Raw genomic sequence first — 15,109 nt, forward strand, 5'->3', positions numbered from 1 at the left:
GAACCCCCCCCTACAGGACGACACCCAGCCGGGCCTCGATGGCCTGGCGGGCCAGCTGGTCGCCGCTGCCGCGCTGACCTCCGACCAGCACGCCCTCGGCCCAGACATCGATCGCCTCGATCGCCCGGGGCGAGTCCAGGTCATCGGTCAGTGCAGCGCGCACGGATTCCAGGGTCTGAGTGAAGGAGCCCTCCACGCCGACGTCGGCGGCCATGCGCCAGCGCGTGAGCCGAGCCTGGGCGCGGGTGAGGACGCCCTCGCTCCAGGACCAGTCCTCGCGGTAGTGCTGGCCCAGGATCGCCAGGCGGACAGCGGCCGGCTCCACGCCGCGCGCCCGGAGCCGCGAGACGAGCTCGAGGTTGCCCAGCGATTTGGACATCTTCTGCCCGTCGAGCCCGACCATCCCGGTGTGCACGAAGTTGCGGGCCATGGGGCGGCCCGACAGCGCCCAGCTGTGGCCCGCGCCCATCTCGTGATGCGGGAAGACCAGATCCGAGCCGCCGCCCTGGACCGTGAACGGGGCGGGCAGCAGCTTCAGGGAGATCAGCGAGCACTCGATGTGCCAGCCCGGGCGCCCCTGGCCCAGCTCACCGCCGTCCCAGGACGGCTCCCCCTCGCGGTGCACGCGCCACAGCAGCGGGTCGAAGATGTCGCGCTTTCCGGGCCGCTCAGGGTCCCCGCCGCGCTCGCCGAAGACCCCGAGCATCTCCTCGCGGGTGAGTCCAGAGATCTGCCCGAGGCTCCAGGGACCGGGTGCGCCGGTCGCATCGCCCTGGCCGGCAGGCTCCAGCACCGGCAGGACGCTGTCGCCGGCCTCGGCGACCGCGCGGACGTCGAAGTAGACGTCGCCGTCGGGCTCTCCGTTCGAGCCCTGGACCCGGTAGGCCAGCCCCTGGGCCAGCAGGCCCTCCACGGCCGGGACGATCCACTCGAGGGTCTCGGTGGCGCCCACGTAGTGCTGCGGCGGGATCACGTTCAGAGCATTCATGTCCTCGCGGAACAGGCCCGTCTGCTCGCGGGCCAGATCGCGCCAGTCCACGCCGTCTCGGTCGGCGCGCTCCAGCAGGGGGTCGTCCACGTCGGTGACGTTCTGGACGTAGTCCACCGGCATCCCGGCATCCAGCCAGGCCCGGTGCAGCAGGTCGAAGGCCACATAGGTGCTGGCGTGACCCAGATGGGTGGCGTCGTACGGGGTGACGCCGCAAACGTACAGCGAGGCCCGCTCCTGCTGCGGCAGCTGCTCGATCTGCCGGGTCCGGGAGTCGAAGACCGCGGGCGGGGCGGCCTGACCGGGGAGCTCGGGAACGGGACGTGCGGACCAGGACTGCATTGTCACCTCTGTGGACGGTCGTGCTGAGGATAGGGCGGACGATGCTGCCCGCGCGGGCAGATCGTGCGTGCGGCTGAGCACAGTCTCCCACGGGGCGAGGACGACGACGGACCCCGCCCGTCGCGGCCGCCTCTACGGGCAGCGGGATCGGTTCGACGGGGTCCGCGACAGGGTCGTGGTGCGGCGGATCAGCCCGCGGCGGACAGCTCCGGCACTGCGGAGATCACGCCGGTGCCCAGCAGGACGAACAGCACGATGCCCAGGATGATCCGGTACCACACGAACAGCGAGTAGGAGCGGTTCGAGATGTAGTGCATGAACCAGCCGATGATCACGTAGCCCACCACGAACGCGACGATCGTGGCCAGGGCGGTCTGGCCCATCGAATACGGCTGCGGCGACGGATCGACGATCTCCGAGGCGAGCTTGTACAGCCCCGAGGCGAACACGGCCGGGATGGCCAGCAGGAAGGCGTAGCGCGCGGCGGCCTCGCGCTTGTAGCCCATGAGCAGACCGGCGGTGATCGTGCCGCCGGAGCGCGAGACGCCCGGGATCAGGGCCATGGCCTGCGCGAAGCCGTAGAGCACGCCGTGCTTGACGTTGAGGTCCTCGAGCTCGCGGACCTGCTTGCCGATGTGATCGGCGATGCCCAGGATCACGCCGAAGAGGATCAGCATGGTGGCTGTGATCCACAGGCTGCGCAGCGTGGTGTCGATCTGCTCCTCGAACAGCAGCCCCAGGATGCCAATGGGCAGCGAGCCGACGATGATCAGCCAGCCCATGCGGGCATCCGGATCGGAGCGATCCACCTTGCCCGCCAGCGACAGCGCCCAGTGCTTGATGATCCGCACGATGTCGCGCCAGAAGTAGATGATCACGGCCGACTCGGTGCCCAGCTGCGTGATCGCCGTGAAGGCGGCGCCGGGGTCCGCCGAGCCGGGGAGGAACTCCCCCACGATGCGCAGGTGGGCGGACGAGGACACGGGGAGGAACTCCGTCAGGCCCTGGACCAGGCCGAGGATGATCGATTCAAGCCAATTCACGCCGTTCACCCTATGGCACCGTCCTGGCACCGGGCCCGAGAGACGCCGTGCGATTCCCGGCACACATGGGCCGACAACGCTTCGACGACGAAGCGGCCCCCGGTGATCGAGATCACCGGGGGCCGCAGATGCCGGGAGTCATCCGGCGGCGGGATCAGGCTCCGCGCTCGTCCTCATCCTCGTCGTCCGAGTCGTCGTCGAAGTCCTCGAGGTCGTCGTCCTCGTCCTCATCATCGTCGTCGTCGAAGTCATCGTCGTCCTCGTCGTCGGCGAAGACAGTGAGGGGCGTGACCTCGTCGTAGTTCTCGTAGAGGGCCTCCTCGTAAGCGTCGAAGGCATCGGCGATCGCCACGTACGCGGAGTCGACCGAGGGGTCGTCCTCCCCGCGACGATTGGACAGGGCGGCCAGATGCTCTTCGAGAGCGGAGACGAGGGACTGGAGTGCGACGCGCGGATCGTTGCTCATGGACTCGACGTTACCGCCCCGAGGGGCAGAATGGGAGCGATGAGAGAGCAAGTCATCCAGAGTTCCCCTCGCGGCCCCGAGCTGGACGAGCCGTTCCTGGACCCGCGCTTCGAGTACCTGCTGCTGACCGTGGGCCCCGGTGAGCGCCTCTCCGACGCCCGCGCACGGGTCAGCGAGCACGCCGAGTACGGCAAGTGGGAGCTGCACCGGGTCGTGCACCTCTACGGCGGCGTCCGCAAGCACTGGCTGCGCCGCCGGGTGATGCGCGTCGAGCGCACCCTCTGAGAGCAGTCAGCCAGCGCGTCGACGACACAGCATCAGCCCCATTCCCACCCCATCTCCATCGAGTGGCCGATTCGCCGCCGTCTCAGCCATGGACCGGTGACAACTCACTCGGCCGCTCGATGGCTGGACGGGCCGGATTCGGCCGCTCGAGGGAGCGGCTCAGTAGCCGGTGAGCAGGGTGTGCAGGACGTCGGCGCCGAACTCGAGCGAATCGATCGGCACGCGCTCGTCGACCCCGTGGAACATGGCCGGGAAGTCGAGCTCCTCGGGCAGGCGCAGCGGCACGAAGCCGTAGCCGGTGATCCCCAGCGGATCCAGCGCCTTGTTGTCCGTGCCGGCCGAGAGCATGTAGGGCAGGACGACGGCCTCGGGGTCGTGCTGCTTGAGCGAGGCCACCATGGCATCGACCACGTTGCCGGAGAACGGGACCTCGAGCCCGATGTCGTCGGACTCGAACTCGAAGCGGATGCCCTCCCCCGCCAGCTCGCGCAGCTTCTCCAGCACGATCTCGCGCTGCTCCGGCAGGAAGCGGACGTCGAGCCCGGCCTCTGCGGTGCCGGGGATGACGTTGACCTTGTAGCCGGAGCTGAGCATGGAGGGGTTGGTGGTGTTCTGCAGGGTGGCGCCCACGAACCGGGCCACCGAGCCGAGCTCGTCGAGCATCCGCTGGGGATTCTGCGGATCGAACTCCACACCGGTCAGCTCCGTCACCGAGTCCAGGAACTGCCGCGTGGTCTTGGTCAGCTCGATCGGCCACTGGTACTCGCCGATGTTCGCCATGGCCCGGGACAGCCGCGTGACGGGGTTGTCGTTGTTGACCTGGGAGCCGTGCCCGGCGGTGCCGTCGGCGAACAAGCGCATCCACATGAGCCCCTTCTCCGCGGTCTGCAGCAGGTAGGCGCGCTGCCCGCCGATGTTCGCCGAGTAGCCCCCGACCTCCGAGATCGCATCCGTCACGCCCTCGAAGAGCTCCGGATGGTTGCGCACGACCCACTTGGAGCCGTACTCCATCCCCGCCTCCTCATCGGCGAAGAAGCCCAGCACGATGTCCCGCTTGGGCTTCTGCCCCGTGCGCACCAAGTGCCGCACGACCGAGAGGATCATGGCGTCCATGTCCTTCATGTCCACCGCACCGCGGCCCCAGATCATGCCGTCGCGGATCTCGGCGGCGAAGGGGTCCACGCTCCAGTCCTCGGCGACGGCGGGCACCACATCCAGGTGGCCGTGCACCAGCAGCGCGTCGGCCGACGGATCCGCGCCCTCCAGGCGCGCGAAGACGCTCGTGCGCCCCGGCGCGGACTCGACCATGGTGGCCGGCAGGCCGACCTCCTCGAGCAGACCGGCCACGTACTCGGCGGCGCGACGCTCCCCCTTGGACTCGCCGCGTCCGTAGTTGGAGGTGTCGATCCGGATCAGGTTCCGGCAGATCTCGACGGCCTCGTCGTGCGCCGTGCCTGCCGAACCGGCGGGCGTGGTCGAGGGGTTCGGGGTGTTCACAGAGAGCTCCTGAGGGGTTCGAGGGACGTGAGGGACCTGAGGCCATCGTCCGCCCGGGCCGGATGGGGTGTCCAGCCCGGGCGCTGACCGATCCGGCTCGGCTCAGACCACCGGCGGCAGCGGCGAGGACGAGATCTGCTTGGTGCGCTCGGCGCTCAGCTGCTCGAGCAGCTGCTCGGCGGCGTCGTCGTGCGTGGCGAAGGGGTCCCGCAGGGTCACGACGCGCTGGGCCGGGCCGTTGACCTTCATGTTGACCCAGTCGGCGGTGAAGTGGACGCCGGCCTCCATGCCCGCCTGCACGAGCGCCCCTCGCAGGGCGGCGCGCGTGGCCGGGGGCTGGTCGACGGCCGCGACCGCCTCGGAGCCGTCGGTGCCCGGGAGCCGGGCCGCCATGCCGCGCTCCTCGAGCATGCGGAACAGGCCGCGGCCGGGGGCGATGTCGTGGTAGGTCAGATCCAGCTGAGCGGCCCGCGGGTGGCTGTAGTCCGCGCCGGCGCGCTCGACCCACGAGTCGATGAGCTTCTTCTTGATGGCCCAGTCGATCTCGGTGTCGATGCTCGAGTGATCCCCGCTCTCGACGGCCTCCAGGGACCGCGCCCACAGATCCAGCAGCCAGTCCACGCGGTCGTGGTGCGCGCCGTTGGCCTGCACGAAGCGGGAGACCTCCTCCCAGTACTCGCGCTGCAGATCCAGCGCCGAGCGGGTGCCGCCGTCGCGCATGGCCACCTGGAAGGTGCCGGTCAGATCGTGCGAGATCTGGCGAAGGGCCATGGCCGGGGAGTTCAGGGTGCGGTCGTGCAGCGGCTGACCGGACTCGATCATCCGCAGCATCAGATCCGTCACGCCCAGGCGCAGCGCCGTTGTGGTCGTGGACATGGTCGAGTCCCCCACGATCACGTGCAGGCGGCGGAAGCGCTCGGAATCCCCGTGCGGCTCGTCGCGGGTGTTGATCAGCGGCCGGGCGCGCGTGGTCGACGACGACGCGTCCTCCCAGATGTGATCGGCGCGCTGCGAGAACGAGTACGACGCCTCCCCGGAGCCTCCGCCGAAGCTCTGGCCCTCGCCGAAGCCAACCGGTCCGTTCGGGTGGATGCGCCCGGTGCCCGAGTAGAGCTGGCGAGTGACCAGGAACGGGATCAGGCTGGCCACGAGACGGGCGAAGCGGGTGTCGCGCCCGATCATGTAGTTCTCGTGGGAGCCGAACGAGTTGCCCGAGCTGTCCACATTGGTCTTGAACAGGTAGACCGATCCCCCGATGCCGTCGGCGGCCAGCTTGGCCTCAAGGGCCTGGCGCAGCCGGTCGACGATCAGCTCGCCGGCGCGATCCTGCGCCACGATGTCCTGGAGATTGGCGCACTCGGCGCTGGCGTACTCGGGGTGAGCGCCGACGTCCAGGTAGAGCCGGGCCCCGTTGGGCAGGAACAGGTTCGAGGACCGTCCCCACTCCACGATCGGCTGGAAGAGCAGCCGGGCGGCGTCGTCCGGGCTCAGCGTGCGCGCGGGCTCCCCGGAGACGGTGTCGCCGCGCTGCGTGTGGATGATCCCGAACTCGGTCTCGACCCCGATGATCCGCTGATCCATCGGATCACTGACCGCCCTTCTGCACGAAGCCCTTCACGAACTCCTCGGCATTGGCCTCGAGGACCGAGTCGATGTCCGCCAGGAAGTCGTCTGCCTGGCTGCTGCGCGCCTGGGCTGCCTCCGACGGCGCCCCGCCGCCGCTGGGAGCCGGGCCCGTGGGCTCGACGTCCTCGTCGCGACGCTGCGGCTCGTTGTGCTGGATGCGCTCTGCCATGTTCCTGCTCCTTCGATGGTCGATAGTCGATGTTCGGTATCGTGCGCGGCCGACGGCGGCTCAGCCGATCCGGGCGGAGACTTCCACCAGATCGGGTCGCTCCCGGCGCAGCCGCTCGATGAACTCCTCGATGTCGGCGGCGGCCCACCAGTCCTGCGTCTGCTCCCGGGTCAGCTCGGCCGGCTCCGGCATGGTGATCCGCGCGCCGCGGCGCAGCCCGGGCAGCTCGACGGCGATGGTCTCCCAGCCGGCTGCGATGACGTCGTCCGGGAAGCGCGCCACCAGCCGGCCCCGGAAGTCCGCACGGGTGTCCGCGGGAGGCGTCCACATGGCCGCGCGGATCTCCTGCTCGTCGAAGAGCCGACGCATGCGCCCGGCCGCCTCGAGCTTGCCGTACAGGCTCTTGTCCGGGCGGACGTCGTGGTACTGCAGATCGATCATGGCCAGCTTGGGGTCGTCCCAGCCCAGGCCGCCGCGCTCGCGGTAGCCCAGCAGCAGCTTGAGCTTGGCCAGCCAGTCCAGGCGATCCGCCATGGCCATAGGGTCGGTCTCGAGCGTATCGAGGGTCTCGCGCCACATCTGCAGGATCTCGGCGGTCTCCGGATCGGGGCTGGCACCCCCGGCGGTCTCCATGGACTCGGCGGCCTCCAGGTACATCCGCTGGATCTGGAGGCCGGTCAGCGGCCCGCCGTCACGACGGCCCACCGCCACCTGCAGCGACGGATCGTGGCTGATCCGGTGCAGCGCGAGCACGGGCTCGGTGAGCTCGATCCTGGGCTGCAGTCCCTGCTCCACCAGGCGCAGCACGAGCGAGGTGGTGCCGAACTTGAGCACCTGCGCCCAGTGGGAGAGGTTGGCGTCGCCGATGATCACGTGCAGCCGGCGATACAGCTTCTGATCGGCGTGCGGCTCGTCGCGGGTGTTGACGATGGGCCGGCGCACCGTGGTCTCCAGGCCCACCATCCGCTCGAAGAAGTCCGCGCGCTGGCTGATCTGGAAGCCCGCCCGCTCGCTGCCGGGGCCCAGCCCCACGCGCCCGGCGCCGCACATGACCTGGCGGGAGGCGAAGAAGGGCAGCAGGGCGGCGGTCAGGGCGTCGTCGTCGATGTCGCGGGGCACCGTGTAGTTCTCGTGCGTTCCGTACGACGACGACTTCCCGTCGGTGTTGTTCTTGTGCAGCAGCACCTGCTCCTGATCGGAGGCCTCCGCGGTGGCGTTGAGCGTGGCCACGATCTCGGCGGCCACGCGGTCGCCGGCGAGGTCGTAGAGCGCGGCATCGCGCGGGGTGAGGACCTCGGGCGAGGAGTACTCGGGGTGCGAGTGGTCCACGTAGAGCCGGGCGCCATTGGGCAGGACGGTGTTCATCACGACCTGCGGGGTCTGCTCGGACCACAGCCCGGACTCCGTGAGGGCCTCGGCGGCGATCTCCTCCGAGGTCAGCACCGGGGCCACGTCCGTGAGCTGCGTGGGATGGGCCTGGGCTCGATCCATCTCGAAGCCGCGGGCATCGCGCAGCGGGGTCTCCGAGCTGTAGTCGAAGTCCACGGCCCGCTGCCCGCGCGAGCCGAGCTCGCGGGCCACCAGGGCGGCGTAGGCGGTCACGGCCCGTGTGGAGAGCACGGTCGAGTTGGCCCGGGGATTGCCCGGGGCCAGGATCCCGAACTCGGTCTCGGCCCCCATGATGCGGCGCACGGTCATGACTGCTCTCCCGCCCTGTCGGCGGATGCGGAGGCGGCGCGCGAACCGCGGTGCAGCACGAAGCGCAGGTCCGCGATGGTGTCCTTGCGGCGTCCGGAGATCCGCGCCCACTCCTCCGGGTCCGAGGTGTCCGGCAGGTCCTGCTGCTCCAGGAACTCCTCGGCCACCGCACGGCGCAGGTGCTCCTGGGACAGTCCGCGCACCTGGTCGGTGAGCAGGTCCTTGATCGCCATCTTCTTGGCCCGGTCCACGACGTTGCGGATCACCGCACCCGAGGTGAAGTCCGAGAACCACAGGGTCTCGTGCGAGCCGTCGCGGTAGGTGATCTCCAGGAACCGCGTGGAGTCGTCCTGGGCGTACATGGCCGTCACGCCCACCTCGATGAGCTGCTCCAGGGCGGTCTCCCGAGAGCCGGCGGCGATGACCTCCTCCTGGCGCAGCGGCAGCGTCTCGGTCAGGTAGAGCCCGAAGATCTCCCGGGCGCCTTCGGCGGTGGGGCGGTCGATGCGGATCTTGGCGTCGAGACGGCCGGGACGCAGCACGGCCGGGTCGATCATGTCCTCGCGGTTCGTGGCGCCCACGATGATCACGTTGTCGAGCTTCTCCACCCCGTCCATCTCGGTGAGCAGCTGCGGGACGATCGTGGTCTCCACATCCGAGGACACGCCCGAGCCGCGCGTGCGGAACAGCGACTCCATCTCGTCGAAGAACACCACGACCGGCACGCCGGAAGCGGCCTGCTCGCGGGCGCGGGAGAAGATCTGGCGGATCTGGCGCTCGGTCTCGCCCACGTACTTGTCCAGCAGCTCCGGGCCCTTGATGTTCAGGAAGTAGCCCTTGGCCTCCTTGCGCCCCGACTGCTCCGCGGCGCGCTCGGCCAGGGACCGGGCCACGGCCTTGGCGATCATGGTCTTGCCGTTGCCGGGAGGCCCGTAGAGCAAGATGCCCTTGGGCGGGGTGAGCTGATGCTGGCGGTAGAGCTCGGGGTGCAGGAACGGCAGCTCGACGGCGTCCTGGATCGCCTCGATCTGCGGACCCAGGCCGCCGATATCCGTGTAGCGGACGTTCGGGACCTCCTCCAGGACCAGCTGCTCCATCTCCTGGCGCTCGACGAGCTCCAGGGCCATCCCGTTGCGGGAGTCGATCGAGACCATCTGGCCCGGGCGCGGCTTGGCCTTGCGCAGGGCGCCGGACATGCGCAGGACGCGGTCGTCGCCGGTGCGCCCGCCCACGACCAGCCGAGTGGCGTCCAGTACCTCCTGGACCGGTGCCAGCTCGCCCGACTGCTCGTAGCCCAGCACCGCCACGACGGTGGAGTTCTCGTTCATGAGCACCTGGCGCCCGGGCTCCAGCTGGCCTGCCGTGGTGATCAGCGGCGAGACGGGGCAGCGCACGAGCCGTCCGGAGATGTGGACGTCTGCGGTCAGGGTCGCCGAGCCCACCGTGGTGGAGGGCGGGACCACGCGCACCAGAGTGGCGATCGTCAGCGGGACCTCGACCTCATTGGCCAGGAACTTCTTCAGCTGCTCGATCTGGCCGCGGGCGGACTCCAGGGCGGTGCGCAGCTTCTGGTTCTGATCGCCCGCCGTGGCCAGCTGGCGATCCAGGGCGCGCTTCTCATCCCGGACCAGAGCGACCTGCCGACGGGCGGTGGCCAGCGCGTGGTCCTGCGCCGAGCCGTGGGGGTCTGCTCCGGGGGTCGATTCGGTCATCGCTGCGGGTCATCCTGATCTCGCCGTGAAGAGGCGTACGGTGCTGTGAGTGCTGGGGCGAGCGGGTCGTGGCCGCGGGCCGAGCAACGGGTCTGAGGCTCACCTTATGCCTGTCCATGCCCAGCGTCACACTCAGAGCAGGCGGTTGAACAGTCGCCAGAACTGATGCGTCCGAACGTCGTGATCCGCGCTCGGACCCGAGCAGAGCACAGCGCGCCGGGAAGGGAGCCTGCATGTCGGTGAGCCGACCCGAGGAGGGGTTCGCGGCGGGGTCGTCAGGGTACCGCCGCGTTCTGGCGGTGCTCGCTCTGGGCGGACTGGCGAACTTCGCGCTGATCTACTTCGTGCAGCCGCTGCTTCCCGAGTTCGCGCGCGTGTTCGCCGTCAAGGAAGGCGCCACCGGCGCCGCGCTGTCCGCGACCACCCTGGCCATGATCCTGGGCCTGCTGCTGGCAGGGCCGCTGGCCGATCATCTGGGACGCATCTGGGTGATGGCCGGGTCGCTGATCCTCTCGGGGGCGCTCAGCGCCCTGTGCGCGGTGGCCCCGAGCTGGGAGGTCTTCCTGATCCTGCGCGCCGCCGCGGGCGTCGCCCTGGCGGGCCTGCCCGCGATCGCGCTGGCCTATCTGCGCGAGAAGGTGGCCGCCTCCGCCCACGCGCAGGCCAACGCGATCTACATCATGGGCACCGGCCTGGGCGGGGCGGCAGGGCGTCTGCTGCCGGGACCGCTGGCCGGAGTCGGCGGCTGGCAGCTGGTGAGCCTGGTGCTGGGGGTGTTCTCGGTGGTCGTCGGGGTGGCCGTCGTGGCCCTGCTGCCCGGCGATCGCCCCACACGGTTCCCGTTCTCGGTGCTCGACATCGCCACGGGCACATTCGGCCTGCTGCGCAGCGGACGGATCGCCCTGGTGTGCGGACTGGGATTCTCCACCATGGCCGTGTTCGTGGGGGTCTACAACGCGGTGTCGCTGCGGCTGGAGGCCGAGCCGTTCGCCATGAGCCCTGAGCAGGCGGCGGTGCTGTACCTGGCCTACCCGGCCGGTCTGCTGGCACCGGCCTTCTCCCGGCGGCTGGCCGAGCGCACGGGGCGGCCCATGGCGGTCATGCTCGGCATCGCGGCCATGGCCGCAGGTGCCGCGCTCACGACCCCGGATGCGGTCCTGCCCATCCTGCTGGGCCTGGGCCTGCTGACCTTCGCCTTCTTCGCCGCCCACTCCGTGGCCAGCGGATGGGCGGTGGACGGGGCGCACCGCGCAGGCCTGGACACCGCGCGCGCCTCGAGCCTGTACCTGATCTTCTACTACGCGGGCAGCTCGGTCTCCGGGACGCTGTCGACCCTCATCTGGAGCAGTGCAGGCTGGGCCGGGGTGCTGGCGATGATGGGGCTGTGGCTGGCCCTCGGCCTGGCCTGCGCGCTCGCGCTGTCCCGTCTGCCTCGCCGCTCGTGACGTGTCGCACCTGCGGCGTATCGTGTCGTGCATCACATCATCGCCGCGAGCGCGGAGGCCGACATGTCCCCCAGGAGCACCTCGGAACCGACCCGACGAGCCGCCCTGGCCGCAGGTGCGGCCCTGGGTGCAGGAGCACTGGGCGTTGCCCCGGCTCTGGCGGGAGCCCCAGGGCCGGGCTTCGCTGGACCGGGCTCCCCTGCCCCGGGCGAGCCTGGTCAGGGGCCGGTCCCCGAGCCGCTGAAGCTCAACGAGGCGATCGGCGCCACCGCTGCCGTGTCCTGCGTGGACCCCTATGCCAGCGAGATCGGCCTGAGCGTGCTGCGCCGCGGCGGCAACGCCATGGACGCCGCTCTGGCCATGGCCGCAGCCCTCGGGGTCACCGAGCCGTACTCCTGCGGGATCGGCGGCGGCGGCTTCCTGCTGCATCGCGATGCCGCCAGCGGGCTGGTGCACGCGATCGATGGCCGCGAGACGGCCCCTCAGTCCTTCACCGAGACCCAGTACACCGACGATTCCGGGGCCGAGCTCGACTTCGACGAAGTCGTGAATTCGGGGCTGTCCATCGGCGTGCCGGGCACCCCGGCCATGTGGGAGCTGGCCGCGCAGCGCTTCGGCACCCTGCCGCTGAGCGAGCTGCTGGAGCCTGCTGAGCAGCTGGCCCGGCGCGGCTTCGTGGTGGATCAGCATTTCTACGACCAGACGCAGGACAACGCCGAGCGCTTCTCCCGCTTCCCGGAGACCGCGCGCGTCTTCCTGCGCGAGGGCAGAGCGCCGGAGGTCGGCACCGCGTTCGCCAACCCGGATCTGGCCGATGTCTACCGGCGTCTGCGCACCGAGGGCGTCGATGTCTTCTACCGCGGTGATATCGGGGCCGCAGTGCTCGCCGAGGCCAATGCTCCCTCGACGGTCGCAGGCAGACAGGTCCAGGGCAGCCCCATGACGGCGGCGGATCTGGCCTCCTACTCCCCCGTCCTGCGAGCGCCCACGGTCAGCCAGTACCGCGGGATGCTCGTGTTCGGGATGCCTGCGCCGAGCTCGGGAGGGGTGGCCGTGGGCGAGATCCTCAACCTCCTGGAGCACTACGAATCCCGCACCGGGGTCGGGCTCGCCCAGCTCGGGGAGACCGACTACCTGCACCGCTTCTCGGAGGCCTGCGCCACGGCCTTCGCCGATCGCAACCGCTGGGTGGGCGATGTCCCGGATGTGCCGCACGCCGAGCTGCTCAGTGAAGGCTTCGCGGCCGAGCGCGCCGAGATCATGCGGCCGTCGTCGGCCCGGCCCCGTCCGATCCCGTTCGGCTGGCCCGACGGTGACTACACGAGCGCTCCCCCGGCCGGCGCCGCGCAGGCGGAGCCGTACGAGGGGCAGTCGACCACGCATCTCAACGTCGTGGATCAGTGGGGCAATGCGGTGTCCTACACACTGACGATCGAGCAGACCGGCGGCTCCGGCATCACCGTGCCGGGCCACGGGTTTCTGCTGAACAACGAGCTCACCGACTTCAGCTTCGTGCCGGTGACTGCCGATGTGCCTGATCCCAACCTCCCGGGTCCCGGCAAGCGGCCTCGCTCTTCCATGGCACCCACGATCCTCACCGACGCCACCGGGCTGCGCCTGTGTGTGGGGACTCCCGGCGGGGCCACGATCATCACCTCGGTGGCCCAGATCATCGCGGGGCATTTCGAGCGGGGGCTGCCGCTCGTGGAGGCGATCGCCGCAGCACGGCTGAGCTCGCGCAACGACGAGGACGGCGAGGAGACCGATCTGGGCCTGGTCGAATCCCCCGCCGGGCGCGGTCTCACCGGACTGGGCCACCACCTGGTCCCGCGCGAGGAGAAGGACTGGCTCGGCAACGCCTCGGGCATCAGCCGGGAGCCGCAAGGACTCGTGGCGGCCGCGGAGACCGTGCGCGGAGGCGGAGGGGCGGCTCGCGCGTGGTGAGGCGATGACCGTCTCCGCCTCGATCCCGTTCGCACCCTCTCAAGGAGCCTGCACACGAGCCTCGAGTTCACCCACACCACACTGCCCCAGCGCGTGCTCTTCGGCTCCGGCCGCGGCGCCGAGCACCAGGAGGCCGAGGTCCAGCGCCTAGGCGCTCGCCGCGTCATGGTCATCGCCGGGCAGCGCGAGCTCGAGATGGCCCGCGGGATCGCCTCTCGGATCGACGTGGCCCTGTGGCACGACGAGGTCGTGATGCACGTGCCCGTCGAAGTGGCCGAGCGCCGGCGCGCCGCGGCCGCCGAGCACGGGACCGACCTGCTGGTCAGTGTGGGCGGCGGGTCCACCACCGGGCTGGCCAAGGCCATCGCGCTGACCAGCGGCGTGCCGATCCGATCAACGCGGCCCTGGCAGGCGAGGCGATCCGCGCGCTGGGGCAGGGACTGCCCACCGTGGCCTCCCACGCGGAGGACATCGACGGGCGCGACCGCACCCTCTACGGCGCCTACCTGGCGGCGGTCTCCTTCGCCTCGGCCGGATCCGCCATGCACCACAAGATCTGCCACGTCCTGGGCGGGACCTTCGATCTGCCGCACGCCCCCACGCACGCGACGGTGCTGCCGTACGTGCTGGCCTTCAACATGTCCCATGCCCCGGAAGCCGCCGGCAGGATCGCGGCGGCCTTCGGCAGCTCCACCGCGCTCGAGGGCCTGCAGCAGCTGCGACGGGTGCTCGATGCCCCGCAGCGGCTCTCGGATCTGGGCTTCACGGCCGAGGGGATTCCCGAGGCCGTCGAGATCGCCCTGGCAGCCATCCCCACCGACAATCCCCGCCCGGTCACGCGGGAGAACCTGAGCGAGCTGCTCACCGCCGCCCTGAACGGCGACGACCCGCACACGCTGGTCTCCGCGACCGGCGCAACCGAAGGGGACCCGTCATGAGCACCCAGCCCGAGATCAGCCCCGAGCAGACCGCGGTCGAGGAGGACCTGATCGAGCGCGTCCTGGCCTCCTTCGCCCAGACGCAGGATTCGCGCCTGAAGCCCGTGATGGAGTCGCTGACCCGGCACCTGCACGCGTTCATCCGCGACGTGCGCCTCACCGAGGACGAGTGGAACGCGGCGATCGAGTTTCTCACCGCCGTCGGTCACATCACCGATGACCGGCGTCAGGAGTTCGTGCTGCTCTCGGACGTCCTGGGAGCCTCCATGCAGACCATCGCGGTGAACAACGAGGCCTACGAGAATGCCACCGAGGCCACGGTCTTCGGCCCGTTCTTCGTCGAGGACGCCCCCGAGATCCCCATCGGCGGCGACATCGCCGGCGGTGCGTCGGGCCAGCCCTGCTGGGTCGAGGGAACGGTCACGGACACAGCGGGCAAACCGGTGCCCGGGGCACGGATCGAGGTCTGGGAGGCCGATGACGACGGCTTCTACGACGTCCAGTACACCGACGGCCGCGTTGCCGGACGCGCCCACCTGCGCAGCGACGACGACGGCCGCTACGCCTTCTGGGGCCTGACCCCCACGCCCTATCCCATCCCGCACAAGGACTTCGTGGAGCAGCCGGCGGGCACGCCTGCTCCGGACGGCCGCGACCTGGGCGATCAGACCTGGGCCCGGGCACGGTTCGACATCGTGCTCGCCCCGGAGAATGCCTGAGAATCCGCCGAGCAACCGCACTCGAGACGGGTCGGCAGTCCTATGCTGATCCCGAACTGCCCCACGACCCGAAAGGGAGGCCGACGATGTCCCCTCGCAACCAGGATTCCGACCCGGCACTGACCGGCGGCGCCGACGACGCCGTCGAGGAGGCCCGCAACATCCAGGAGATGGACGAGGCCCAGGAGCCCGCCGATGAGGGCGTCGGCGCCATGACCGACGACCAGGAACGCGACC

Annotated in this window: 13 protein-coding genes and 1 pseudogene; 6 read left to right on the forward strand and 8 right to left on the reverse strand. The window is 70.3% G+C overall.

Annotated elements, in window-relative coordinates:
- Positions 1-10: 10 nt before the first annotated feature.
- From mshC to M3E84_RS10845, 3 genes are all read right to left on the reverse strand, one after another.
- Complete coding sequence (gene mshC / locus M3E84_RS10835) at positions 11-1,330, reverse strand: cysteine--1-D-myo-inosityl 2-amino-2-deoxy-alpha-D-glucopyranoside ligase (RefSeq protein ID WP_259896180.1); 1,320 nt, start codon at positions 1,328-1,330, stop codon at positions 11-13.
- Between the two features lie 188 nt (positions 1,331-1,518).
- On the reverse strand, positions 1,519-2,373 hold the full coding sequence (locus M3E84_RS10840; RefSeq protein WP_259896182.1) for an undecaprenyl-diphosphate phosphatase: 855 nt from the start codon (positions 2,371-2,373) through the stop codon (positions 1,519-1,521).
- 154 nt (positions 2,374-2,527) lie between these two features.
- Positions 2,528-2,839 (reverse strand): hypothetical protein, encoded by a 312-nt coding sequence (locus M3E84_RS10845; RefSeq protein ID WP_259896183.1) that lies wholly within the window; start codon positions 2,837-2,839, stop codon positions 2,528-2,530.
- A gap of 39 nt (positions 2,840-2,878) precedes the next feature.
- On the opposite strand from M3E84_RS10845, the gene M3E84_RS10850 reads away from it, so the two are divergent.
- On the forward strand, positions 2,879-3,124 hold the full coding sequence (locus M3E84_RS10850) for a DUF5703 family protein (protein WP_259896185.1): 246 nt from the start codon (positions 2,879-2,881) through the stop codon (positions 3,122-3,124).
- A gap of 159 nt (positions 3,125-3,283) precedes the next feature.
- Here M3E84_RS10850 and M3E84_RS10855 read toward each other — a convergent pair whose 3' ends face one another.
- From M3E84_RS10855 to arc, 5 genes are all read right to left on the reverse strand, one after another.
- Positions 3,284-4,621: a M20/M25/M40 family metallo-hydrolase gene (locus M3E84_RS10855; RefSeq protein ID WP_259896186.1), complete on the reverse strand. Its 1,338-nt coding sequence runs from the start codon at positions 4,619-4,621 to the stop codon at positions 3,284-3,286.
- 102 nt (positions 4,622-4,723) lie between these two features.
- Entirely contained in the window at positions 4,724-6,202 is a 1,479-nt protein-coding gene (gene pafA / locus M3E84_RS10860) for a Pup--protein ligase (protein WP_259896188.1), read from the reverse strand.
- A gap of 4 nt (positions 6,203-6,206) precedes the next feature.
- The gene (locus M3E84_RS10865; protein ID WP_259896189.1) at positions 6,207-6,416 is read right to left on the reverse strand and encodes a ubiquitin-like protein Pup; all 210 of its coding nucleotides are present in this window, start codon (positions 6,414-6,416) and stop codon (positions 6,207-6,209) included.
- Positions 6,417-6,476: 60 nt separating this feature from the next.
- Positions 6,477-8,114 (reverse strand): depupylase/deamidase Dop, encoded by a 1,638-nt coding sequence (gene dop, locus M3E84_RS10870; protein ID WP_259896190.1) that lies wholly within the window; start codon positions 8,112-8,114, stop codon positions 6,477-6,479.
- Positions 8,111-9,826 carry a proteasome ATPase gene (arc, locus tag M3E84_RS10875; protein ID WP_259896194.1) on the reverse strand — a complete coding sequence of 572 codons (1,716 nt, stop codon included), beginning with the start codon at positions 9,824-9,826 and terminating at the stop codon, positions 8,111-8,113. The genes dop and arc overlap by 4 nt, the downstream gene beginning before the upstream one ends.
- Before the next feature lie 233 nt (positions 9,827-10,059).
- Between arc and M3E84_RS10880 the strand changes: the two genes are divergently transcribed.
- The 5 genes and pseudogenes from M3E84_RS10880 (at position 10,060) to M3E84_RS10895 (ending at position 14,872) form a co-directional block, all read left to right on the forward strand.
- Positions 10,060-11,271 carry an MFS transporter gene (locus M3E84_RS10880; RefSeq protein WP_259896196.1) on the forward strand — a complete coding sequence of 404 codons (1,212 nt, stop codon included), beginning with the start codon at positions 10,060-10,062 and terminating at the stop codon, positions 11,269-11,271.
- 63 nt (positions 11,272-11,334) lie between these two features.
- A complete protein-coding gene (gene ggt / locus M3E84_RS10885; RefSeq protein ID WP_259896197.1) occupies positions 11,335-13,215 on the forward strand; it encodes a gamma-glutamyltransferase in 1,881 nt (626 codons plus the stop codon).
- A 93-nt stretch (positions 13,216-13,308) separates the two neighbouring features.
- A pseudogene (locus M3E84_RS12520) lies at positions 13,309-13,532 on the forward strand (maleylacetate reductase); the annotation flags it as partial.
- Positions 13,449-14,153, forward strand: coding sequence for an iron-containing alcohol dehydrogenase (locus M3E84_RS10890; RefSeq protein WP_396415615.1), 705 nt, complete (start codon positions 13,449-13,451; stop codon positions 14,151-14,153). The pseudogene M3E84_RS12520 and the gene M3E84_RS10890, both read left to right, overlap by 84 nt.
- Complete coding sequence (locus M3E84_RS10895; RefSeq protein ID WP_259896199.1) at positions 14,150-14,872, forward strand: dioxygenase; 723 nt, start codon at positions 14,150-14,152, stop codon at positions 14,870-14,872. Before M3E84_RS10890 ends, M3E84_RS10895 begins: the two co-directional genes overlap by 4 nt.
- Positions 14,873-15,109 lie beyond the last annotated feature (237 nt).

It is taken from the genome of Kocuria sp. p3-SID1428 (genome assembly GCF_025149945.1).
In the GTDB taxonomy this organism is placed as follows: domain Bacteria; phylum Actinomycetota; class Actinomycetes; order Actinomycetales; family Micrococcaceae; genus Kocuria.

Coding starts and splice junctions, on each gene's coding strand:
- ggt (WP_259896197.1), top strand. CDS start 11,335: ATGTCCCCCAGGAGCACCTCGGAACCGACCCGACGAGCCGCCCTGGCC.
- M3E84_RS10845 (WP_259896183.1), bottom strand. CDS start 2,839: ATGAGCAACGATCCGCGCGTCGCACTCCAGTCCCTCGTCTCCGCTCTC.
- M3E84_RS10880 (WP_259896196.1), top strand. CDS start 10,060: ATGTCGGTGAGCCGACCCGAGGAGGGGTTCGCGGCGGGGTCGTCAGGG.
- pafA (WP_259896188.1), bottom strand. CDS start 6,202: ATGGATCAGCGGATCATCGGGGTCGAGACCGAGTTCGGGATCATCCAC.
- arc (WP_259896194.1), bottom strand. CDS start 9,826: ATGACCGAATCGACCCCCGGAGCAGACCCCCACGGCTCGGCGCAGGAC.
- M3E84_RS10895 (WP_259896199.1), top strand. CDS start 14,150: ATGAGCACCCAGCCCGAGATCAGCCCCGAGCAGACCGCGGTCGAGGAG.
- M3E84_RS10865 (WP_259896189.1), bottom strand. CDS start 6,416: ATGGCAGAGCGCATCCAGCACAACGAGCCGCAGCGTCGCGACGAGGAC.
- dop (WP_259896190.1), bottom strand. CDS start 8,114: ATGACCGTGCGCCGCATCATGGGGGCCGAGACCGAGTTCGGGATCCTG.
- mshC (WP_259896180.1), bottom strand. CDS start 1,330: ATGCAGTCCTGGTCCGCACGTCCCGTTCCCGAGCTCCCCGGTCAGGCC.
- M3E84_RS10850 (WP_259896185.1), top strand. CDS start 2,879: ATGAGAGAGCAAGTCATCCAGAGTTCCCCTCGCGGCCCCGAGCTGGAC.